Here is an 18,693-nt window from a genome sequence, read left to right as displayed (position 1 = left end):
GAATTTGCAAATGAGGTTGATAGCGGGCATAGTCTCGGCTTCTTTACAACTATCAGCCACGGTCGTGCCCATGCTAAATCGCTTCGCACCCCTCGTGCCTCTCGCACTCGTCACCCTGTTGTTCGGTTGCGCTGCTCACTCTCCAGTGTCCCAGCAAGAGCAACAACAGCAGGTTAAAAATTCAGTTACCGCGCAATCTTCTTCCGTTCTTTTCCAGGAAGAACTGGCCACCGATAAAGAACTGGCAGACTTCGCCGACGGCAAGTCCTACCAGCTTCCGGTTCTGGCCGACAGCATCCTCGAGCGTGGCATGTCCCTGATCGGTACCCGTTACCGTTTCGGCGGCACCTCCGAGGCTGGCTTCGATTGCAGCGGCTTCATCGGTTACCTGTTTCGTGAAGAGGCCGGCATGAACCTGCCGCGTTCCACTCGCGAAATGATCAACGTTGACGCGCCACTGGTTTCCCGTAGCGCGCTCAAGCCGGGCGATCTGCTGTTCTTCGCCACCAATGGTCGCCGCGGTCGTGTCAGTCACGCCGGGATCTACCTGGGTGACAACCAGTTCATCCACTCCAGCAGCCGCAAAAGCGGTGGTGTCCGGGTCGATAGCCTGGGCGACAGCTACTGGAGCAAAACCTTCATCGAAGCCAAGCGCGCACTCGCGATGGCCCCGACCGTGGTCACGGCACGCAAGTAATTGTCCAGCCTGTCGCCACATCAGTGGCGGCAACGGCCTCTCTGCAACAGAGTAGGCGGACAGTTTGTAAGGCGAACTTAAAGTCTTACTTGAAGTTTGCCGCGTACCCGCTAGAATCCTGATCTATTATTGATGGCAAACCGCCTGCGTCCTGCGCAGGCGGTTTTCTTTTCTGCCTTTGCGGTGGAAAAAGCCGCAGCCAGATCAGGATGTTCTGCTTATGACGATGTCGGCCCGCCTCGCACTCATGTTCTTCGCAGCGCTGCTCAGTGCCTGCGCCAGCCGCACACCGCCACCTGCGCCGGTGGTTCGCGCACCCATTGTCTTCGGCTCCGCACAACCTTTTTCGCCTGAGGCGGAAGACGTGTTGTTTCGCGCCTTGGGCCTCGTGGGCACGCCTTATCGCTGGGGCGGCAATACGCCAGATTCCGGGTTCGATTGCAGTGGCCTGATCGGTTATGTCTACCGTGACGTGACGGGCATTTCCCTGCCACGCACCACGCGCGAGATGATCAGCATGCAGGCAGCCAATGTCGGCAAGGAAGGCTTGCAAACCGGCGACCTGGTTTTCTTCGCCACCAATGGCGGCTCCCAGGTCAGCCATGCCGGGATCTACGTTGGCGAAGGCCGTTTCGTCCATGCACCAGCCACTGGCGGCACGGTGAAGCTCGACAGCTTGTCCAAAGCGTATTGGCAGAAAGCTTACCTGAGCGCCAAGCGTGTTCTGCAACCCGAGCATTTGGCGCGTAACCCCTAGTTCGCAGAGGTCGTCATGACCGCCCGCACACTCAATCTCGACGATTCCTTGTATCAATACCTGCTCGACGTTTCCCTGAGGGAAACGCCGCTGCTCAAGCGTTTGCGCGATGAAACCCAGGCGCTGCCGATGGCGCGCTGGCAGGTGGCGCCGGAGCAGGGGCAGTTTCTCGCATTGCTGGTGAAACTCACCGGCGCGAGGCGTTTGCTGGAAGTCGGCACCTTCACCGGTTACAGCGCGTTGTGCATGGCGGCGGCATTGCCGGATGACGGTTCGCTGATTTGCTGTGATATCCCCGGCGACTACAACGCCACGGCGCTCCGTTACTGGAAGGAAGCGGGCGTTGCCGAACGAATTGACCTGCGCCTGGCGCCCGCGCTGGAAACCCTGGCTCGGCTGGATCAACCCGGTCAATTCGATTTGATTTTCATTGATGCCGACAAGGCCAACTATCCGGCCTACCTGGAGCACGCATTGCGTCTGCTGCGCGTCGGTGGTCTGGCGGTGTTCGATAACACCCTGTGGAGCGGGCGGGTGTTGGAGCCGAATCCCGAAAGCGCAGACACTCGTGCTATCCAGGCGCTCAACCGCGCCTTGAAGGATGACTCGCGTGTGGATCTGTCGTTGTTGCCGCTGGGCGATGGTTTAACCCTCTGCCGCAAACTGTAGGAGCGAGGCTTGCCCGCGAAGCGGTGTGTCAGGCAAAACGCCTTCGCGGGCAAGCCTCGCTCCTACAGATGGCGGGATTACTTCGCTATCGACACCCGCCACACCTTATTCCCCACATCATCCGCCACCAGCAAATCACCTTGCTGATCAATCACCACACCCACCGGCCGGCCCATGGCTTTTTCCTCGTCATTGAGGAAGCCCGTGAGCACATCAACCGGGCTTCCGTTCGGTTTGCCGGCACTGAACGGCACGAAAATCACTTTGTAACCACTGTGCGGCTTGCGGTTCCATGAACCATGCTGGCCAATGAACACGCCTTCCTTGAATTGCGCTGGCAGCCTGTTGCCTTCAGCGAACGTCAGGCCCAGTGAGGCGGTATGCGGGCCGACCGCGTAGTCCGGAGCAATGGCCTTGGCCACCAGGTCCGGGTTTTGCGGCTCGACGCGAATATCGACGTGCTGGCCGTAGTAGCTGTAAGGCCAGCCATAGAACCCGCCGTCCTTGACCGAGGTGATGTAGTCCGGCACCAGGTCGCTGCCGATTTCATCCCGCTCGTTGACCGCCGTCCACAACGCGCCGCTCCGCGGTTCCCAGGCCATGCCGTTGGGATTGCGCAGGCCCGAGGCGAAAATCCGATGCTTGCCGGTGGCGCGATCCACTTCCCAGATCGCCGCGCGACCTTCTTCCTGATCCATGCCGTTTTCGGCGACGTTGCTGTTGGAACCCACCGTGACGTACAGCTTGCTGCCGTCCTTGCTGGCGATCACGTTTTTGGTCCAGTGGTGATTCAGCGTGCCGCCCGGCAGATCAACCACTTTGATCGGCGGCGACTTGATGGTCGTGGCGCCGTCCTCGTAGTGAAATCGCAGCAAGCGGTCCGTGTCGGCGACATACAGGTCATTGTCGACCAGGGTCATGCCGAAGGGCGAATTAAGGTTTTCCAGAAACACCGTGCGAGTTTCGGCGATGCCGTCGTGGTCTTTGTCGCGCAGCAATGTGATGCGGTTCGGGCTTGGGACGCCGGCACCGGCGCGGCCCATGACTTTCTTCATGACCCAGCCTCTAACGCCTTTGCCATCATCGGGTTTGGGCGGCGCATTGGTTTCGGCGACGAGCACGTCACCGTTCGGCAGCACGTACAGCCAGCGCGGGTGATCGAGGTTTTCAGCAAATGCCGCCACTTGCGTTCCCGCTGCTGCCGTGGGTTTCGCGCCGTCCGGCCAGCCGATTGCCGGGGCGATGTTGACTGTCGGGATCAGGGTCTTGTTCGGTTCTGGCAGTCGAGGGGACGGGCCGGTGCCGTCGGAGACTTGCAGGGTGGAGGTCTCGCTGCAGGCAGCGAGCCCTCCTGTGAGGGCGATGACGAGAACGAGCAGGGGCTTGTGCATGCTGATCTTCCCTATAAATGCAGTGACCTGATCAATAGAGAAGTGCAAACCCGCGATGGTTCAACCGGTCAGCCGCGGGCTTCCTTGAACAGTACGGCGATGCCGGGATGATAGTTGCCCGCTTCGTTGCGCAACTTGCGGTAGGCGTAGGGGAAATACCAGGCGACCGCGCAGCTGTGTTCCTTTTGCAGGTCGTCGACCATGTCCTGGAGTTCTTCCGGCGTGGCGCCGTGCTGGGCCTTTTGCGGGGCGACGAACAGGCAGCCGAGTTTCAGGTCGCTGGCGTAGCTGATGCGCTTGGCGTCGCTGGTGATATCGGCCAGGGCCTGCGTCAGGTTCAAGCTGTTGACCCGTGGCCAGCGTTGCGTGGCCTGGAGGTAGGCGCGTTCTTCGCTGCTGGCGATGAACAGGTCGGCGCGGGCGTTGCGTTCGCCTTCCTCGTTTTGTTTGCGGGTGGGTGTGTTCTGCAGCGTGACCATTTCCGCCATCCACGCGGCAGCCGAGAGCAAGCCGAGGTTGGCTTTTTCGTCGTACCAGTAAGGCGTGTCGTTATCGCCGCGCACCGCGTTGTAGCGGTCGATACAGTCAAACCAGCGCTCCAGCACCGGGCGCAGGAATTCCAGCTTCGGATTGCTGATGGTCATGCCTTGCATGTGGCTCACCCTTGTTATTGTGTTGTCAGGTTGTGGCGCTTTGATATCACTGCTTGGAGTGTGGCACAAGATTGGCGTCATTTTATTGATCGACGGCAGTTATTCGCCCGGCGGTCTCCCGGCTTTAATTGACGCTCCACCCCCAACCCTCTAACCTTCGCGGCTTGTTTCAGGTGCTCTGTGGCGTCGGTCGACAGAGTGAAACAGGGAAGCCGGTGTGTGCGCTCGTTCAACTCATGAACAACCACGATCCCGGCGCTGCCCCCGCAACGGTAAATGAGTGAAGGCTGCGCCTTGAGCCACTGTGTCGAATGTCGATATGGGAAGGCGCGCAGTCAGGCGAAACGCCGCTCATGAGCCCGGAGACCGGCCTGATCCATTCAGCGGCATCACGGTGGGCGATGCCAGGCTTCTTGCCGTCTATTCTTGTGCCTGCCCGCCGTTATCCAGCCTCAACGGAGAGCTCCCCCATGACTGATACTCCCGATCGTGACGAACGCCATCTGGCGCGCATGCTGCGCAAAAAAGCCGTGATCGACGAACGCATCGCCAATTCCCCGAATGAATGCGGCCTGCTGCTGGTGCTGACCGGCAATGGCAAGGGCAAAAGCAGCTCGGCCTTCGGCATGCTCGCCCGCTCGATGGGCCACGGCATGCAGTGCGGCGTGGTGCAGTTCATCAAGGGGCGCAGCAGCACGGGCGAAGAGTTGTTCTTCCGACGCTTCCCGGAGCAGGTGCGTTTTCATGTGATGGGCGAGGGCTTTACCTGGGAAACCCAGGACCGCCAGCGTGACATCGCCGCCGCCGAAGCCGCGTGGGAAGTGTCCCGCGAACTGTTGCGCGATCCGTCGATCGGCCTGGTGGTGCTCGATGAACTGAACATCGCCCTCAAGCACGGCTACCTCGACCTCGATCAGGTGCTCAGCGACTTGCAGGCGCGTCCGCCGATGCAACACGTTGTCGTCACGGGTCGCGGCGCCAAGCCGGAAATGATCGAGCTGGCTGACACGGTCACTGAAATGGGTGTCATCAAGCACGCCTTTCAGGCCGGGATCAAAGCGCAAAAAGGCGTCGAGCTGTGAATCAACCACGTCATTGCCCGGCGGTCTTGATTGCCGCGCCGGCCTCCGGTCAGGGCAAGACCACCGTCACCGCCGCGCTGGCCCGTTTGCATCGCAATCAGGGTCGCAAGGTGCGCGTGTTCAAATGCGGCCCGGACTTTCTCGACCCGATGATTCTCGAGCGCGCCAGCGGTGCGCCGGTGTATCAGCTGGACATGTGGATGGTCGGCGAACAGGAAAGTCGTCGACTGTTGTGGGAAGCCGCCGGTGAAGCGGATCTGATCCTGATCGAAGGTGTCATGGGCCTGTTCGACGGCACGCCGTCCAGCGCCGATCTGGCGCGGCACTTTGGTGTGCCGGTGCTCGGGGTGATCGACGGCACGGCGATGGCGCAGACCTTTGGTGCGCTGGCGCTGGGGCTGGCGAAGTATCAGCCGGACTTGCCGTTCGCCGGCGTGCTGGCCAACCGCGTGGGCACCTTGCGCCATGCGCAATTGCTCGAAGGCAGCCTGACCGAAGGCTTGCGCTGGTACGGCGCGTTGTCCCGGGAAACCGGGATCGAGCTGCCGAGTCGGCATCTTGGTCTGGTGCAAGCCAGCGAGCTGAATGACCTCGACCTGCGCCTCGATGCGGCGGCCGAATCGCTGGCCAACAGCTGCGACGTTACGCTGCCGCCGCCTGTGGAATTCGCCGCTCCAGAAGTGATCGCCGCCGAGCCGTTGCTGGCCGGTGTCCGAATCGCCGTGGCCCGTGATGAGGCGTTCGCTTTCACCTACGGCGCGAGCCTGGATTTGCTCCGGGCCATGGGCGCCGAATTGTCATTCTTCTCGCCGATCCGCGACACGCAATTGCCGGAGGCTGACAGCCTCTATCTGCCGGGCGGCTACCCGGAATTGCACCATGTGGCGCTGTCTCGGAATACTCAAATGCTCAACGCCATCCGCGCTCATCACGCGGCGGGTAAACCCTTGCTGGCCGAGTGTGGCGGCATGTTGTATTTGCTCGATTCGCTGACCGATGTCGAAGGCACGCGGGCGGAGCTGGTTGGTTTGCTGAGCGGTGATGCGGTGATGCAGAAACGATTGGCGGCGCTGGCGTTGCAGGCGGTTGACTTGCCGGAAGGTTCGCTGCGCGGGCATACCTATCATCACTCGCTGACCAGCACCGAGCTTGAGCCGATTGCTCGTGGCCTGAGTCCGAATGGCGGGCGTGGGGCGGAGGCGGTTTATCGTGAGGGGCGGATGACCGCTTCTTATGTGCATTTTTATTTTCCGTCGAATCCGACCGCGATTGCCGCGTTGTTTGCGCCTGACCGGGAGGCCGCCATCGCTGGCAAGCCAGCTCCTACAGTTGATCACCTAACCCCTGTAGGAGCTGGCTTGCCAGCGATGAGGCCATGACCGACAACGCCTTTTCGGAAGCCGAACGCGAAGCGGTCTACCGAGCCATCGCCGAACGCCGCGACATGCGCCACTTCAGCGGCGGCACCGTCGAACCCGAGTTGCTCCGGCGCCTGCTCGACGCCGCGCACCAGGCGCCAAGCGTCGGCCTGATGCAGCCCTGGCGGTTCATCCGCATCAGTGACCGGGCCTTGCGCGGCAAGATCCAGTTGCTGGTGGAAGAGGAGCGCATGCGCACCGCCGAAGCCCTCGGCGAGCGCACCGATGAATTCATGAAGTTGAAAGTCGAAGGCATCAACGACTGCGCCGAAGTGCTGGTCGCTGCGCTGATGGACGATCGCGAGCGGCACATCTTTGGCCGTCGCACCTTGCCGGAAATGGACATGGCGTCGTTGTCCTGCGCGATCCAGAACCTGTGGCTGGCGTCCCGTGCAGAAGGACTCGGCATGGGCTGGGTCTCTTTGTTCGAGCCGCAAGCCCTGGCCGACCTGCTGGGTTTGCCCGCCGGGGCCAAGCCTATGGCTGTTCTTTGCCTGGGCCCGGTCAAGGAATTCTATCCGGCGCCGATGCTGGTACTCGAAGGCTGGGCGCAAGCGCGCCCGCTCAGTGAAATGCTGTACGAAAATTATTGGGGAGTGAGTCAATGAGTGTGGCGTTGTTGAGTGTCGCCGCGGTTGCGCTGGATGCGCTGCTGGGTGAACCCAAGCGCTGGCATCCGCTGGTGGCGTTCGGCCGTTTTGCCGACCGCATCGAGCAACGTTTCAATGGTGGCGGGCGCGGCTGGCGCAGTCACGGCGTCACGGCATGGGTGATTGCGGTGTTGCCGCTGACCTTGCTGGCCACGGCGCTTTCCTGGGCGCCTTACGTTGGCTGGATCGTTGAAATTCTCGCGCTCTATTGCGCCCTCGGCCTGCGCAGTCTCGGTGAACACGTCGAGCCGGTCGCCAAGGCGCTGCGCAGTGATGATCTGGAGGAGGCGCGCACACGCGTTGGCTATCTGGTCAGTCGCCAGACCAGCGAACTGGATCAAACCGAAGTGGCCCGCGCCGCTACCGAATCGGTGTTGGAGAACGGCAGCGACGCGGTGTTTGCTGCGCTGTTCTGGTTTGCCGTGGCCGGTGCGCCGGGCGTGGTGCTCTACCGATTGAGCAATACGCTGGACGCGATGTGGGGCTATCGCAACGAACGCTTCGAACGGTTTGGCTGGGCGGCGGCGAAAATCGACGACGTGCTCAACTACATTCCGGCGCGGCTGGCGGCATTGACCTACGCGCTGCTGGGCAAAACCCGACTCGCACTGAAATGCTGGCGCACCCAGGGCCCGACCTGGGACAGCCCGAACGCCGGGCCGGTGATGGCTGCGGGAGCCGGTGCGCTGGGTGTCGAGTTGGGCGGGGCGGCGATTTATCACGGCGAGTTGCATCAGCGTCCGCAGCTGGGCGAAGGCGTGCCGGCGGACGCCGACTCCATTGACCGTGGCTGGCAATTGGTCCAGCGCGGGGTATGGTTATGGCTGCTGATTCTCTGCGTGGGAGCTGAATTCTATGCTTGAACACGGTGGACGGTTACGCAAGGCTGCGCTCGAATACGGTATCGCCGAAGCTGATTGGCTTGACCTGTCCAGCGGCCTCGCGCCCTGGCCGTTTCCTGTCCCGGACATTCCGTTGCGCGCCTGGGCGCGGTTACCGGAAAACGATGACGGTCTGGAGCAGGCCGCCTGTGATTATTACGGCACCGCGCAGGTGTTGCCGGTGGCCGGTTCGCAAATGGCGATCCAGTTGCTGCCGCGTTTGCGGCGGGACGGCAAGGTTGGCGTGCTGTCGCCGTGTTACGCCGAGCACGCCGAAGCTTGGCGTCGCAACGGTTATATAGTGCGAGAAGTGCTGGAGCAGGAAGTCGACTTCTTCATCGACAGTCTCGATGTGCTGGTGGTGGTCAATCCGAACAATCCGACGGGCTTGAGCCTGACCCCGAGTCGTCTGCTCGACTGGCATTCCAGGCTGGCGCAGCGCGGCGGCTGGCTGGTGGTCGACGAAGCGTTCATGGACAACACGCCGCAACTGAGTCTGGCGCCATGTGCCCATATGGTGGGCTTGATCGTGCTGCGTTCCTTCGGCAAGTTTTTTGGTCTGGCCGGGGTGCGCTTGGGCTTCGTACTGGCGGAGCGCAAGTTGCTCAAGTTGCTCGCCGAACAAGTCGGCCCCTGGGCCGTCAGCGGACCGACCCGTGTGTTGGGGCAAGCCTGCCTGAAGGATGCCGAAGGCCACGCCAGACAACGTCTGCGTACCGAAGAAGCCAGCAAACGGCTGGCGCTGTTGCTTGAAGAACACGGCTTCAAACCTCAGGGCGGTTGCGCGTTGTTTCAATGGCTGGTGACCGAGTGCGCCGAAGAGCTGCATGAGTTCATGGCCCGGCGCGGCATTCTGCTGCGGTTGTTCACCCACAACAGCAGCCTGCGTTTCGGCCTGCCCGGCGAAGAAGCCGACTGGACCCGTCTCGCGCAAGCGTTTACAGATTACGCCAAGGAAAGCCGATGACTACGCTGATGGTGCAAGGCACTACATCGGACGCCGGTAAAAGCACGCTGGTGACGGCGTTGTGTCGCTGGGTCACGCGGCAGGGCGTGCGCGTGGTGCCGTTCAAGCCGCAGAACATGGCGCTCAACAGCGCCGTGACTGCTGACGGTGGCGAGATCGGCCGCGCGCAAGCCGTGCAGGCTCAAGCCGCCAACCTCGAACCGCATACCGACATGAACCCGGTATTGCTCAAACCCAACAGCGACACCGGTGCTCAGGTGATCATCCATGGGCGCGCCGTCACGACCATGAACGCGGTCGCCTATCACGACTACAAAGCCATCGCCATGCAAGCGGTGCTGGCCTCCCATGCGCGACTGAGCGCGGCGTATCCAGTGGTCATGGTCGAAGGAGCAGGCTCACCGGCCGAGATCAATCTGCGCGCCGGCGACATCGCCAACATGGGGTTCGCCGAGGCAGTGGATTGCCCAGTTGTATTGATCGCCGACATCAATCGCGGCGGGGTGTTCGCGCATCTGGTAGGCACCCTGGAACTGCTGTCGCCAAGCGAGCAGGCACGGGTCAAAGGCTTCATCATCAACCGTTTTCGCGGCGACATTGCGCTGCTGCAGCCGGGCCTCGACTGGCTGGAAGCACGCACCGGCAAACCGGTGATTGGCGTTCTGCCGTACGTGATGGACCTGCACCTGGAAGCCGAGGACGGCATCGATCAGCGCCAGACCGACAAGGCCGATCAAGTGCTCAAAGTGGTGGTGCCGGTGTTACCGCGCATCAGCAACCACACCGACTTCGATCCGCTGCGCCTGCACCCGCAAGTCGACCTGCAATTCATCGGCCCCGGCCAGGCGATTCCGCCCGCCGACCTGATCATTCTTCCTGGCTCGAAAAGCGTGCGCAGCGACCTTGCGTATCTGCGCGCCAACGGCTGGGAAACCGCCATCGCCCGCCATCTGCGCTACGGCGGAAAAGTCCTGGGTATTTGCGGCGGCCTGCAAATGCTCGGCGAGCAGGTGCACGATCCGTTGGGCCTTGAAGGTGCGCCGGGCTCCAGCGCCGGTTTGGGGTTGTTGGCGTTCGAAACGCAACTGGAAGAAGAAAAGCAGTTGCGCAATGTGCGCGGGCGTCTGGCGCTGGAAGATGCGCCGGTCAGCGGCTACGAAATTCATGCCGGCGTCACCACCGGCCCGGCATTGGAAAATGCCGCCGTGCAGCTGGACGATGGCCGTTGCGATGGCGCGCAAAGTGGCGACGGGCAGATTTTCGGCACCTACCTGCATGGCCTGTTTGAATCGCCGGCGGCGTGCAGTGCGCTGTTGCGCTGGGCGGGTTTGCAGGATGTGCAGGAAGTGGATTACCACGGGTTGCGTGAGCGAGATATCGAGCGGTTGGCGGATTTGGTGGAGAAGCATCTGGATACCCGACTGTTGCGTGAGCTCTGCGGGATTTGAGGTGGCTGTTCTGGCCCCTTCGCGGGCAAGCCTCGCTCCTACAAGATCGAGAGTCGCGCAAACCCGTAGGAGCGAGGCTTGCCCGCGAAGAGGCCATTGACCGCACCGCCTATTTGAAGGAATGAACCATGCTGCAACTGATCCTCGGCGGCGCCCGTTCCGGCAAAAGTCGCCTGGCCGAAAAACTGGCAGCAGACAGCCAGCTCCCGGTGACCTACATCGCCACCAGCCAACCCCTGGACGGTGAAATGAGCGAGCGGGTCGCCCACCACCGCGCCCGTCGTCCAGCCGAATGGGCGCTGATCGAAGAACCGGTTGAGCTGGCCCGCGTCCTGCGTGAAACCGCCTGTGCCAAGCGTTGCCTGTTGGTGGATTGCCTGACCCTGTGGATGACCAATCTGCTGATGCTCGACGACGCCGAGCGCCTGACAGCCGAACGCGAAGCCCTGCTGGACTGCCTGGCCGAACTGCCGGGTGAAATCATTTTTGTCAGCAACGAGACCGGAATGGGTGTCGTACCGCTGGGCGAATTGACTCGCCGCTACGTCGATGAAGCCGGTTGGCTGCATCAAGCTTTGGCCGAGCGCTGTCAGCGAGTCGTCCTGACCGTCGCCGGCCTGCCCCTGACTCTGAAAGGAACTGCGTTATGACTCAATCCTGGTGGCTGAACCCCTGCAAGCCGATCGATGCCCAAGCCGTCGAGCAGGCTGAAGCCCGGCAACAGCAACTGACCAAACCGGCCGGTTCCCTTGGGCGGCTGGAGTCGGTGGCGGTGCAGTTGGCGGGATTGCAGGGGCAGGTCAAGCCGAGCCTGGATCAGCTGTGGATCGCGATTTTTGCCGGCGACCATGGCGTGGTCGCCGAAGGTGTGTCGGCGTTTCCCCAGGAAGTCACCGGGCAGATGCTGCACAACTTCGTCAACGGTGGGGCGGCGATCAGTGTGTTGGCGCGCCAACTCGGCGCGTCGCTCGAAGTGGTCGACCTCGGCACGGTCACGCCGTCGCTGAATCTGCCGGGTGTGCGCCACTTGAACATCGGTGCCGGCACCGCGAATTTTGTCGACGGCCCGGCCATGACTCAAGCCCAGGGTGAACTCGCCTTGCAGGCCGGTCGCGACAGCGTGCAGCGCGCCATTGCGGCGGGCGCGCAGTTGTTCATCGGCGGGGAGATGGGCATCGGCAACACCACGGCGGCCAGTGCATTGGCCTGCGCCTTGCTGGATTGTCCGGTGGTGCACTTGACCGGGCCGGGCACCGGCCTCAACGCGGCGGGTGTCAGCCATAAGGCTCAGGTCATCGAGCGCGCTTTGGCCTTGCACAGCGCTCAGCGTGGCGATGCACTGCAAACCCTGTTCAACCTCGGTGGTTTTGAAATCGCCGCACTGGTCGGCGCATATCTGGCCTGTGCCCAGGAAGGCGTCGCGGTGCTGGTGGACGGGTTCATTTGCAGCGTCGCCGCATTGGTGGCGGTGCGCTTGAATCCGCAATGCCGCGAGTGGCTGTTGTTCGGGCATCGCGGTGCCGAGCCGGGTCATCGCCATGTGCTGGAAACCCTGAACGCCGAACCCTTGCTGGACCTCGGTCTGCGCTTGGGCGAGGGCAGCGGCGCGGCGTTGGCCGTGCCGTTGCTGCGCCTGGCGTGTGACCTCCACGGGCAAATGGCGACCTTCGCCGAAGCCGCCGTGGCGGACCGTCCGGCATGACCTTGCGCCTGGACCTGTTGCGTCACGGCGAAACCGAACTGGGCGGCGGTTTGCGCGGCAGCCTCGACGATGCACTGACCGCCACAGGCTGGGCGCAGATGCGCGCAGCGGTGGTCGCGCAGGGGCCATGGGATCGTCTGGTCAGTTCGCCATTGCAACGCTGTGCGCGGTTCGCCGAAGAACTCGGGGCGCAACTGGGTTTGCCAGTGCAGCTGGAAAAAGATCTGCAAGAACTGCATTTCGGTGCCTGGGAAGGGCAGAGCGCAGCGGCGCTGATGGAAACGGATGCCGAGGCGTTGGGTTTGTTCTGGGCCGATCCCTATTCGTTTACGCCGCCGCAGGGTGAGCGGGTCGAGGATTTTTCAACGCGAGTGCTGACCGCGGTCGGGCGTTTGCAGGTTGCCTGCGCGGGCGAGCGTGTGTTGCTGATCAGTCATGGCGGCGTCATGCGTTTGTTGCTGGCGCAGGCGCGGGGATTGCCGCGCGAGCAGTTGCTCAACGTTGAAGTGGGCCATGGTTCGCTGTTTTCGTTGAACGTCGAACCCGGCGTCATTCTCAAGGAAGCGATCTGATCATGTTGCCGTTCTGGATCGCCCTGCAATTTCTGAGCAGCCTGCCGATTCGTCTGCCGGGCATGCCGGCGCCGCAGGAACTGGGGCGCTCGCTGCTGTTTTATCCGCTGGTGGGGCTGTTGTTCGGCGGGATCTTGTGGGCGTTGAACTGGGCGTTGTCGGGCGCGCCGTTGTTGCTGCACGCGGCGTTGCTGTTGACGGCTTGGGTGTTGCTCAGCGGTGCGTTGCACCTCGACGGCCTGGCTGATAGCGCTGATGCGTGGCTCGGTGGTTTCGGCGATCGCGAGCGAACGCTGACGATCATGAAGGACCCGCGCAGCGGTCCGATAGCGGTGGTCACGCTGGTATTGGTGTTGCTGCTGAAGTTCGCGGCGTTGCTGGCATTGATTGAGCAGCAGCAAAGCGTTTTCCTGATCATCGTTCCGTTGATTGGCCGTGCTGCGTTGCTCGGGCTGTTCCTGACTACGCCGTATGTGCGGGCAGGTGGCTTGGGGCAGGCGCTGGCCGATCATCTGCCGCGTCTGGCTGGCAAGCAGGTGCTGGCGCTCAGTGCATTGGCTTGTGTGCTGATGGCAGGGCTCGGCGGTGTCGTGGCGTTGGTGTTGGCGGCGCTGGTGTTTGTCTGGTTGCGGCAGGTGATGCTGCGGCGATTGGGCGGGACCACGGGCGATACGGCGGGGGCGTTGCTGGAATTGCTGGAGATGGTTTTACTGATTGGCCTTGCACTGTTCCTGTAGGAGCGAGCGGTGCGGCGATCCGACTTGCCCGCGAAGAGTGCCCCGCGGTCTAACAGAAAAACCGAGTTATCGTTCTTCGCGGGCAAGCCTCGCTCCTACAGGGTTTTGTATCAAAAATTTGCATTCATTCAACCGCGGGTATATACACGCACCATGCTCGACTCTCAATGTTTATGCATCAACCTGCGTCGCGCCGCCCGTGGCGTCAGCAGGCACTACGACGGCGCTCTCGACGGCTTCGGAATCAACGTTGCCCAGTATTCTTTGTTGTGCAATCTGCAGCGTCTGAATGAACCGAGTATTTCCACCCTGGCGGAAGCCATGGGCCTGGACCGCAGCACCCTCGGGCGCAATCTGCGGGTATTGGAAGGTGACGGCCTGGTCATGCTGGTCGAGGGCGAAGACATGCGTAATCGCATCGTCCGGTTGACCGAGGCCGGCGCTGAACGCCTGAAAGCGGCCTTGCCGGCCTGGGAGGCGGCGCAGCAGCGACTGGTTGATCGTCTGGGCGCCGAAAAACGCGAAATTTTGCTGAAGCTGCTGGACGAACTGGCCTGACGCCAGTTTTTCCGATCTTAAGCGGGTATATACCCGCTACCGGAGAATAAGAATGACATCGATGTGGCGTACTTGCGGTTGGGTTTTAGTGGGGAGTGCGCTGATCCTTGCGTTGTCTCTGGGCGTGCGACACGGCTTCGGGCTGTTTCTGGCGCCGATGAGTGCCGAGTTCGGTTGGGGGCGTGAGACGTTTGCCTTTGCCATCGCCTTGCAGAACCTGATCTGGGGCTTGGCGCAGCCCTTTACCGGCGCGTTGGCCGACCGCTTCGGCGCGGCGAAAGTGGTGCTGATCGGCGGCGTGCTCTACGCGATGGGCCTGCTGTTCATGGGCTTGTCCGATTCGGCGGTAACCCTGTCGCTGAGCGCGGGACTATTGATCGGTATCGGGCTGTCGGGCACCTCATTTTCGGTGATCCTGGGCGTGGTTGGCCGCGTGGTACCCCCGGAGAAACGTAGCATGGGCATGGGCATCGCCAGCGCTGCCGGCTCTTTTGGCCAGTTCGCGATGGTACCGGGCACGCTGGGTTTGATCGGTTGGCTCGGCTGGTCGGCGGCATTGCTGGCGCTGGGCCTGTTGGTCGCGCTGATCGTGCCGCTGGTGAGCATGCTCAAGGACAAGCCGTTGCCGGTTCTCGGTCACGAGCAGACCCTGTCCGAAGCCTTGCGCGAAGCCTGTTCCCATTCGGGATTCTGGCTGCTGTCGTTCGGCTTTTTTGTCTGCGGTTTCCAGGTGGTGTTCATCGGCGTGCACTTGCCGGCGTATCTGGTGGATCAGCATTTGCCCGCCACGGTCGGTACGACGGTGCTGGCGCTGATCGGGTTGTTCAACATCTTCGGTACTTACACAGCGGGCTGGCTCGGCGGGCGGATGTCCAAGCCGCGTTTGCTCACCGGTCTGTATGTGCTGCGGGCTGTGGTGATTGTCCTGTTTCTGTGGGCGCCGGTGACGACAACCACGGCGTATCTGTTTGGCATGGCCATGGGCTTCCTGTGGCTGTCGACGGTGCCGTTGACCAACGGCACTGTGGCGACCTTGTTCGGCGTAAGAAATCTGTCCATGCTCGGTGGGATCGTTTTCCTGTTCCACCAGCTCGGATCGTTCCTGGGGGGCTGGTTGGGCGGGGTGGTGTATGACCGAACCGGGAGTTATGACTTGATCTGGCAAGTAGCGATTCTTTTGAGCCTGTTGGCGGCTGCCTTGAATTGGCCAGTGCGTGAGCGGCCGGTGGCGCGCCTGCAAACCCGGATGAGCGCGACATGAACAGCCTCTGGCCACGAATCGCCGTGGCAGCGGGCGGCCTGTTGCTGCTGGCCCTGGCGTGGTGGGGCTGGCATCAGGGCGGGCTGGCGTTGATGCAATTGGGCATGGGCGCTTGCTAGCACGATGTGAGGGCGAGTAAGTTCAATGCAGACGACTTTTCAAGGATGCATGGACATGCTGATGCGCTGGTTTGCCGTTCCCGCGTTACTCATGGCGTTTACCGGATTGGCTCAAGCGGCCGACGAGTGCCCTGAGCTTTTGCAAGGCTCGTTGCCCAAGCTGCGGGCCAAGGAAACGATCGACCTGTGCCAGCGCTTCGCCGGCAAACCGCTGGTGGTGGTCAACACCGCGAGCTTTTGCGGTTTCGCCCCTCAGTTCAAAAGCCTGGAGGCGCTGAATCAGCGTTACAAGGGGCAGGGGCTGGAGGTGATCGGTGTGCCTTCCAATGACTTCAAGCAGGAATCCAAGGATGGTGCGGAAACCGCCAAGGTTTGCTACGTGAATTACGGCGTGACCTTCACTATGACCGAGACGCAGAAGGTTCGCGGTGATGATGCGATTCATCTGTTCCAGGTGCTTGCCGCCCAAAGCGATGCGCCGAAGTGGAATTTCTACAAGTATGTGGTCGATCGCAAAGGCAAGGTGATCGCCAACTTCTCCAGCCTCACCACGCCTGACGATCCAGAATTCATCGCCGCCGTGGAAAAAGCCCTGGCTTCACAACCCTGATCGACATCCACTAAAAAGCCCCGCCTCTGTAAAGAGCGCGGGGCTTTTTTGATTCAGGCGGCGAGGGGTTCAGGCTCGCCGTGAATCACATCAGAAGCGGTAGGTCGCACCAATGCCGAAACCGTTCGCCCAGTTTTCATACTTGGCGTTGTAGGTCTGGTTGCGAGGAGCACCGTTGCTGTTGTTGACCTTGACCGACTCTTCGCGCAGGTACGAATACGCTACGTCGATGGTCAGGTCGTCGGTCGGGCTCCAGCCAGCGCCCAGGCTGAAGATCTTGCGATCGCCAGTCGGAATGCGCGGGGAACGGTTTTCGTTGTTGGTCGGCGCCTGGTCGACGGACAGACCGGTACGCAGCACCCATTGCTTGTTCAGCTGATAGGAAGCACCGATGGCGTGAGCCCAGGTGTCGTGCCAGTTCTGCTCTTCAGTGATCGTGCGAAGGCCGCGCGCTGCCAGAGCGGCAGGAACGCCTTCGTTCTCGACGGTGATTTCTTTCAGGCGGCTCCAGCGAGTCCAGGTGCTGCCTGCGTAGAGGGTCCACTTATCGTCCAGCTGATGAGTGACCGAGAAGTCCACGGACTCAGGCGTGGTGATGTCCAGCGAAGCGTCGAACTTCTGGTTCGGGTTCTGGCCCAGCGCCGCGAGTACGCCGTAGTTGACCTTGGTGTCACCGTCCAGCTTGTACTTCACTTTCGAGTGATAGGTCAGGCCGAGGCGAGTGCTTTCGAGGGCTTGAACCATGATGCCGATGTTGTAGCCGATAGCGGTGTCGTCACCCTTGATCTTGACGGTACCGTCCGCTGCCTGCGGGTTCAGCGACAGGTTCGATTCCAGCTTGCCGTCGATGCGGTTGATGGTCGGACCGAAACCGATGGACACCTTGTCGTTGAAGGCGTAGCTGACAGTTGGCTGCAGGGTGACGATCGTGACTTCGCTCTTGCTGCCGAAGTATTTGCCGGCGAAGCCGTTCTCGTAGTCGGTCACCAGGCCGAATGGTGCGTAGACGCCGAAACCGACAGCCCACTGGTCATCGATTGGCTTTACGTAGTAGCCCATGGGTACGCCCATGAAAGGGACCATGTCACCTTTGTTGGTACCACTATTCGGGCGGGAGCTTGCATCGCTGATGTCAGCGTGCGCGTCGATAAATGCAACCCCACCGGTCACTTGTTCGCGCTTGAGGCGAGACATACCGGCAGGGTTGCCAAAAACGGTGGATGCGTCGTCGGCAGCAGAAGATCGCCCGGCAAAACCAGTGCCCATCCCACTGATGCTTTGTTCGTTGAGGGCAAAACCACTTGCGAAGATTTGGGTGGATGCCAAGGCAACGGCGAGGCTAAGGGTGGTTTTGAGCATTACTTTTTTCATTATTAGAACTCCTGGTGATCACCGGGGCGAAAATTACCAACATTTTCGTCCCAGCGCTATAGGCTGTATTGCTTGATTTAGAGCGGTTTTGTAGGACAATCCGACCAAAATCGCGACCTGTTGGGCGATCTTGTTAAGCGAGGGGGTCAGCAGGCGACTTGATTCAACGGTGATACACAGGTTTGCCAGGCGTAGGTGAAATCTCTCAGGCGTCCTTGGGGCTGGAAGGTCTGGCGCCAGATTCGGGCCATTCCCAGCAAGTCGTCTGCTTCGGGGAGGGGGGTGTTCTGTTCTTCGACCAGCAGCCAGGCGATGGCTGTGGCGTAACGCAGGTTTACGGTCAATTCGAGGTGTGGGCCGCTGAGGAACGCATGCTGGCTGGCCAGTCCGCGCACCAGGCTCGCGCGTTCCGGATCAAGTGCCAGGTAATGGTCCCAGAGTGCCTGGTGGCGGGGTTCGGCGATTCGGTACAAGCCGTGTCCACGGCGGTCATGCAGGGCGGAACCAAGGGCTGACTGACTGGCGGCGATGCCCAGCAGCAGGGATTCGGCGGTCGCGCTATGGCGTCCCAGGTAGATCAGTGTCGGACGGATCACATAACGGCACAGTTCGCTGGCAGCGATACCCATAAAACCCTCGAACAAGAAGTGGTCGGCGAGTCCTGAACTTAGCGTTGGCAGCGGGTGGATCGACTCAGGCTCGCCGTAAGCGGTTCAAGCCGCTTGAGTTGAAGTGTAGTGTCATATTCGCGCTGTAAAGGTCTGTTTTTAAAATATTTCTGGCGGACAGTTATAACCGTTATATCGGTTAGTGCTTACGCGGGGACTGCGAAAAGGGAAATATCGGGCAATAAAAAGATTCGTTTTTTAGGGGGGCTGGTGTGCTTTTGTTTGGGTGCATATCCATTCTTGGGGTAACGGCTGCTATTGGTTTCGCCCTTACGGCGAGTCACTTTGGAAAAGCCCCAAAGTAACCAAAGCGCTTTTGCCCCTTTCGTTCGGTGGCTCGCTAATGCTCGCCATGCCCTCGCTCCGGTCCTGCTCCGTGGGCCCGCCGCGATCGGCCATCCTTGGCCGTGCGCGGCTAACCCGGCATCCATGCCGGGTTGCCCACTGCGCAGAACCTCCACTCGGCCTCTCGAGGGGGCGAC

The 18,693-nt window shown here is 61.4% G+C and carries 21 protein-coding genes and 1 riboswitch; of the genes, 17 read left to right on the top strand and 4 right to left on the bottom strand.

The genetic code is table 11. The annotated features are described in order from the left end of the window. Positions 1 to 70 precede the first annotated feature (70 nt). From KGB25_RS22130 to KGB25_RS22120, 3 genes are all read left to right on the top strand, one after another. The gene (locus tag KGB25_RS22130) at positions 71 to 697 is read left to right on the top strand and encodes a C40 family peptidase (RefSeq protein WP_008033546.1); all 627 of its coding nucleotides are present in this window, start codon (positions 71 to 73) and stop codon (positions 695 to 697) included. Between the two features lie 220 nt (positions 698 to 917). Further along, positions 918 to 1,454 (top strand): C40 family peptidase, encoded by a 537-nt coding sequence (locus tag KGB25_RS22125; RefSeq protein ID WP_008033547.1) that lies wholly within the window; start codon positions 918 to 920, stop codon positions 1,452 to 1,454. A 15-nt stretch (positions 1,455 to 1,469) separates the two neighbouring features. Beyond that, complete coding sequence (locus KGB25_RS22120) at positions 1,470 to 2,123, top strand: class I SAM-dependent methyltransferase (protein WP_223436663.1); 654 nt, start codon at positions 1,470 to 1,472, stop codon at positions 2,121 to 2,123. Between the two features lie 77 nt (positions 2,124 to 2,200). Here KGB25_RS22120 and KGB25_RS22115 read toward each other — a convergent pair whose 3' ends face one another. Beyond that, positions 2,201 to 3,514, bottom strand: a complete 1,314-nt coding sequence (locus KGB25_RS22115) for a PQQ-dependent sugar dehydrogenase (protein ID WP_223436661.1) — start codon at positions 3,512 to 3,514, stop codon at positions 2,201 to 2,203. 68 nt (positions 3,515 to 3,582) lie between these two features. Then, on the bottom strand, positions 3,583 to 4,167 hold the full coding sequence (locus tag KGB25_RS22110) for a hypothetical protein (RefSeq protein WP_008033558.1): 585 nt from the start codon (positions 4,165 to 4,167) through the stop codon (positions 3,583 to 3,585). Between the two features lie 154 nt (positions 4,168 to 4,321). Then, positions 4,322 to 4,557: riboswitch (cobalamin riboswitch) on the top strand. Positions 4,558 to 4,637: 80 nt separating this feature from the next. On the opposite strand from KGB25_RS22110, the gene cobO reads away from it, so the two are divergent. From cobO to KGB25_RS22045, 14 genes are all read left to right on the top strand, one after another. Next, entirely contained in the window at positions 4,638 to 5,249 is a 612-nt protein-coding gene (cobO, locus tag KGB25_RS22105; protein WP_008033559.1) for a cob(I)yrinic acid a,c-diamide adenosyltransferase, read from the top strand. After that, positions 5,246 to 6,628 (top strand): cobyrinate a,c-diamide synthase, encoded by a 1,383-nt coding sequence (locus KGB25_RS22100; RefSeq protein ID WP_223436658.1) that lies wholly within the window; start codon positions 5,246 to 5,248, stop codon positions 6,626 to 6,628. The genes cobO and KGB25_RS22100 overlap by 4 nt, the downstream gene beginning before the upstream one ends. Further along, positions 6,625 to 7,275 carry a 5,6-dimethylbenzimidazole synthase gene (gene bluB / locus KGB25_RS22095; RefSeq protein ID WP_223436656.1) on the top strand — a complete coding sequence of 217 codons (651 nt, stop codon included), beginning with the start codon at positions 6,625 to 6,627 and terminating at the stop codon, positions 7,273 to 7,275. Before KGB25_RS22100 ends, bluB begins: the two co-directional genes overlap by 4 nt. After that, positions 7,272 to 8,180 (top strand): adenosylcobinamide-phosphate synthase CbiB, encoded by a 909-nt coding sequence (cbiB, locus tag KGB25_RS22090; RefSeq protein ID WP_223436653.1) that lies wholly within the window; start codon positions 7,272 to 7,274, stop codon positions 8,178 to 8,180. The genes bluB and cbiB overlap by 4 nt, the downstream gene beginning before the upstream one ends. Next, positions 8,173 to 9,165: a threonine-phosphate decarboxylase CobD gene (gene cobD / locus KGB25_RS22085; RefSeq protein WP_223436652.1), complete on the top strand. Its 993-nt coding sequence runs from the start codon at positions 8,173 to 8,175 to the stop codon at positions 9,163 to 9,165. The genes cbiB and cobD overlap by 8 nt, the downstream gene beginning before the upstream one ends. Then, a complete protein-coding gene (locus KGB25_RS22080) occupies positions 9,162 to 10,613 on the top strand; it encodes a cobyric acid synthase (RefSeq protein ID WP_223436650.1) in 1,452 nt (483 codons plus the stop codon). The genes cobD and KGB25_RS22080 overlap by 4 nt, the downstream gene beginning before the upstream one ends. Positions 10,614 to 10,741: 128 nt before the next feature. Then, positions 10,742 to 11,263 carry a bifunctional adenosylcobinamide kinase/adenosylcobinamide-phosphate guanylyltransferase gene (cobU, locus tag KGB25_RS22075; RefSeq protein ID WP_223436648.1) on the top strand — a complete coding sequence of 174 codons (522 nt, stop codon included), beginning with the start codon at positions 10,742 to 10,744 and terminating at the stop codon, positions 11,261 to 11,263. Next, positions 11,260 to 12,315: a nicotinate-nucleotide--dimethylbenzimidazole phosphoribosyltransferase gene (cobT, locus tag KGB25_RS22070; protein ID WP_223436646.1), complete on the top strand. Its 1,056-nt coding sequence runs from the start codon at positions 11,260 to 11,262 to the stop codon at positions 12,313 to 12,315. The genes cobU and cobT overlap by 4 nt, the downstream gene beginning before the upstream one ends. Then, the gene (gene cobC / locus KGB25_RS22065) at positions 12,312 to 12,887 is read left to right on the top strand and encodes an alpha-ribazole phosphatase family protein (protein ID WP_223436644.1); all 576 of its coding nucleotides are present in this window, start codon (positions 12,312 to 12,314) and stop codon (positions 12,885 to 12,887) included. The genes cobT and cobC overlap by 4 nt, the downstream gene beginning before the upstream one ends. A gap of 2 nt (positions 12,888 to 12,889) precedes the next feature. After that, positions 12,890 to 13,624: an adenosylcobinamide-GDP ribazoletransferase gene (locus KGB25_RS22060; RefSeq protein WP_223436642.1), complete on the top strand. Its 735-nt coding sequence runs from the start codon at positions 12,890 to 12,892 to the stop codon at positions 13,622 to 13,624. 153 nt (positions 13,625 to 13,777) lie between these two features. Beyond that, positions 13,778 to 14,182 carry a MarR family winged helix-turn-helix transcriptional regulator gene (locus tag KGB25_RS22055; protein WP_008033571.1) on the top strand — a complete coding sequence of 135 codons (405 nt, stop codon included), beginning with the start codon at positions 13,778 to 13,780 and terminating at the stop codon, positions 14,180 to 14,182. Between the two features lie 52 nt (positions 14,183 to 14,234). Continuing rightward, the gene (locus KGB25_RS22050) at positions 14,235 to 15,443 is read left to right on the top strand and encodes an MFS transporter (RefSeq protein ID WP_008033572.1); all 1,209 of its coding nucleotides are present in this window, start codon (positions 14,235 to 14,237) and stop codon (positions 15,441 to 15,443) included. Further along, a complete protein-coding gene (locus KGB25_RS30420; protein ID WP_008033574.1) occupies positions 15,440 to 15,562 on the top strand; it encodes a hypothetical protein in 123 nt (40 codons plus the stop codon). Before KGB25_RS22050 ends, KGB25_RS30420 begins: the two co-directional genes overlap by 4 nt. A gap of 61 nt (positions 15,563 to 15,623) precedes the next feature. Continuing rightward, positions 15,624 to 16,172, top strand: coding sequence for a glutathione peroxidase (locus tag KGB25_RS22045; protein WP_404943247.1), 549 nt, complete (start codon positions 15,624 to 15,626; stop codon positions 16,170 to 16,172). A gap of 90 nt (positions 16,173 to 16,262) precedes the next feature. On the opposite strand, the gene KGB25_RS22040 is transcribed toward KGB25_RS22045, so the two are convergent. Beyond that, positions 16,263 to 17,543 (bottom strand): OmpP1/FadL family transporter, encoded by a 1,281-nt coding sequence (locus KGB25_RS22040; RefSeq protein ID WP_008039174.1) that lies wholly within the window; start codon positions 17,541 to 17,543, stop codon positions 16,263 to 16,265. A 146-nt stretch (positions 17,544 to 17,689) separates the two neighbouring features. Then, positions 17,690 to 18,172 carry a hypothetical protein gene (locus tag KGB25_RS22035; protein ID WP_008033583.1) on the bottom strand — a complete coding sequence of 161 codons (483 nt, stop codon included), beginning with the start codon at positions 18,170 to 18,172 and terminating at the stop codon, positions 17,690 to 17,692. Positions 18,173 to 18,693: the final 521 nt, after the last annotated feature.

It is taken from the genome of Pseudomonas sp. BF-RE-21 (assembly GCF_019947305.1).
Lineage (GTDB): Bacteria > Pseudomonadota > Gammaproteobacteria > Pseudomonadales > Pseudomonadaceae > Aquipseudomonas > Aquipseudomonas migulae.
Note: the sequence above shows the minus strand (reverse complement) of the source record. Positions and strands in the feature narration are given on the sequence as shown.

What these genes read in the sequence shown, in the direction of transcription:
- KGB25_RS22040 (WP_008039174.1), bottom strand. Translation starts at nt 17,543, where the DNA reads ATGAAAAAAGTAATGCTCAAAACCACCCTTAGCCTCGCCGTTGCCTTG.
- cobO (WP_008033559.1), top strand. Translation starts at nt 4,638, where the DNA reads ATGACTGATACTCCCGATCGTGACGAACGCCATCTGGCGCGCATGCTG.
- cobD (WP_223436652.1), top strand. Translation starts at nt 8,173, where the DNA reads ATGCTTGAACACGGTGGACGGTTACGCAAGGCTGCGCTCGAATACGGT.
- KGB25_RS22050 (WP_008033572.1), top strand. Translation starts at nt 14,235, where the DNA reads ATGACATCGATGTGGCGTACTTGCGGTTGGGTTTTAGTGGGGAGTGCG.
- cobT (WP_223436646.1), top strand. Translation starts at nt 11,260, where the DNA reads ATGACTCAATCCTGGTGGCTGAACCCCTGCAAGCCGATCGATGCCCAA.
- KGB25_RS22060 (WP_223436642.1), top strand. Translation starts at nt 12,890, where the DNA reads ATGTTGCCGTTCTGGATCGCCCTGCAATTTCTGAGCAGCCTGCCGATT.
- KGB25_RS22035 (WP_008033583.1), bottom strand. Translation starts at nt 18,172, where the DNA reads ATGGGTATCGCTGCCAGCGAACTGTGCCGTTATGTGATCCGTCCGACA.
- KGB25_RS22080 (WP_223436650.1), top strand. Translation starts at nt 9,162, where the DNA reads ATGACTACGCTGATGGTGCAAGGCACTACATCGGACGCCGGTAAAAGC.
- KGB25_RS22055 (WP_008033571.1), top strand. Translation starts at nt 13,778, where the DNA reads ATGCTCGACTCTCAATGTTTATGCATCAACCTGCGTCGCGCCGCCCGT.
- KGB25_RS22115 (WP_223436661.1), bottom strand. Translation starts at nt 3,514, where the DNA reads ATGCACAAGCCCCTGCTCGTTCTCGTCATCGCCCTCACAGGAGGGCTC.
- KGB25_RS22120 (WP_223436663.1), top strand. Translation starts at nt 1,470, where the DNA reads ATGACCGCCCGCACACTCAATCTCGACGATTCCTTGTATCAATACCTG.
- cobC (WP_223436644.1), top strand. Translation starts at nt 12,312, where the DNA reads ATGACCTTGCGCCTGGACCTGTTGCGTCACGGCGAAACCGAACTGGGC.
- bluB (WP_223436656.1), top strand. Translation starts at nt 6,625, where the DNA reads ATGACCGACAACGCCTTTTCGGAAGCCGAACGCGAAGCGGTCTACCGA.
- cbiB (WP_223436653.1), top strand. Translation starts at nt 7,272, where the DNA reads ATGAGTGTGGCGTTGTTGAGTGTCGCCGCGGTTGCGCTGGATGCGCTG.
- KGB25_RS22110 (WP_008033558.1), bottom strand. Translation starts at nt 4,167, where the DNA reads ATGCAAGGCATGACCATCAGCAATCCGAAGCTGGAATTCCTGCGCCCG.
- KGB25_RS22045 (WP_404943247.1), top strand. Translation starts at nt 15,624, where the DNA reads ATGCGCTGGTTTGCCGTTCCCGCGTTACTCATGGCGTTTACCGGATTG.
- KGB25_RS22125 (WP_008033547.1), top strand. Translation starts at nt 918, where the DNA reads ATGACGATGTCGGCCCGCCTCGCACTCATGTTCTTCGCAGCGCTGCTC.
- KGB25_RS22130 (WP_008033546.1), top strand. Translation starts at nt 71, where the DNA reads ATGCTAAATCGCTTCGCACCCCTCGTGCCTCTCGCACTCGTCACCCTG.
- KGB25_RS30420 (WP_008033574.1), top strand. Translation starts at nt 15,440, where the DNA reads ATGAACAGCCTCTGGCCACGAATCGCCGTGGCAGCGGGCGGCCTGTTG.
- cobU (WP_223436648.1), top strand. Translation starts at nt 10,742, where the DNA reads ATGCTGCAACTGATCCTCGGCGGCGCCCGTTCCGGCAAAAGTCGCCTG.